The 1,496-nt window shown below is 66.4% G+C and carries 2 protein-coding genes; both read right to left on the minus strand.

Going from position 1 to position 1,496, the window contains the following annotated elements; genetic code table 11:
- Positions 1-321, minus strand: a 321-nt coding sequence (locus AC1DOC_RS33260) for an MFS transporter (RefSeq protein WP_478131521.1), incomplete at its 3' end; no start/stop codon positions are given.
- A 189-nt stretch (positions 322-510) separates the two neighbouring features.
- Positions 511-1,496, minus strand: a 986-nt coding sequence (locus AC1DOC_RS33265) for a GGDEF domain-containing protein (protein ID WP_478131522.1), incomplete at its 5' end; no start/stop codon positions are given.

A 1,496-nucleotide genomic window follows, 5' to 3' on the forward strand; every position in this document is an offset into this window, starting at 1 on the left:
GCTCTGGGACAGCGCCGACAGCCCCATGCCGAGCGCGATCACCACCAGGCACAGCAGGATGACGGTTTGCCGTCCGAAGCGGTCGGCCAGCGGCGCGAGGAACAGCGAGCCGGCAGCCATGCCGAACAGGCCGGCACTGAACAGCACGCCGAGCTGCGCGCCGCTGAGCTTCCACTCGGCCGACACGCTGGCCGCGGTGAAGGCCATGACCAGCACGTCGAAGCCGTCGAGCATGATCAGCGTGATGCAGATCGTGATCGCGCTCCACTGGAAGCGGCTCATGGGGCCTTCATCGAAGGTCTTGCGTAGATCGTGGGTCAAATTTTGTCTCCTTGTGCAGGGCAGCCAAGTACATTGCCGGCGCTCCTGGATTCAGTACACTGAACGACAATCAGTGTACTGAATCATCGCGGGTGGAATCAAGGGGCCAAGTACTGGGGTTTACCCTGCGTAGAGCCGCGGAAGGCTTCTTCGAAGCCGAGGGAAGGCGGGCTGAGGCTCAGACCCGCGTCACGCCGCCAGCGGCTGTCCCGTCGAGGCGCACACGCGGTTGCGCCCGCCCGACTTGGCGGCGTACAGCGCCTTGTCCGCGGACCGGATCAGCTCCTTGGGCTGGCCGCCGATGCCGGCCTGGGGACTGAGCGCATCCACGCCGGCGCTCAGCGTCACGAATCCGTCGGCGGTGCCCGCATGTTCGATCTTCAGCTCGCGCACGGCGCTGCGGATGCGTTCGGCCAGCATCACGGCGCCCGCCACGTCGGTGTTCGGCAGCAGCACCGCCAGCTCTTCTCCGCCATAGCGCGCCGCAAGATCTCCCGGGCGCCGCGACGCGACGCGCGCGATGGTGCGGCCGATGGTCTGCAGGCACTCGTCGCCCGCCGCATGGCCGTAGATGTCGTTGTATTGCTTGAAGCAATCCACATCCATCATGATCAGCGCCAGCGTGCTCGCGTTGCGCGCGGCGCGGCTGTATTCGCTGTCCAGCGCCACGTCGAACTGCCTGCGGTTCGCGAGCCCGGTCAGGCCGTCTTCCATGGCCAGGGTGTTGAGGGTCTTGTTGAGCGTTTCGAGCGCATCGCGCGCCTGCCGCAGCTCGGCCTCGGTGCGGGTCTGGAGCTGGAACTGCCGCACCAGGCGCCATCCGATGAAGCCGACGATCAGGCTCAGCAGAACGACGCCGCCCGAATGCCACAGCGTGTCGCGCCACCAGTTGGCCAGGATCTCGTCCTTGGACAGCGCCGCGGAAACGAACAGCGGGTAGTTGTCCAGGCGCCGGAAGCTGTTCAACCGTGTCACGCCGTCCTGCGCCGACTTGATGTAGGCCGTGCCGACCGGCCCATGCGCGGCGTAGGAGCGAAAGAGCTGGGTCTCCAGCATGTTCCGTCCCACCATGTCGGGGCTGTAGGGCCGCCGGGTCATCATGGTTCCGTTCTCGAGCACCAGCGCCACGGCGCCGGCCTGGCCGATGTCCAGGCTGTCGTAGAACCTGGAGAAGA

It is taken from the genome of Variovorax sp. 01T439_2 (assembly GCF_056398445.1).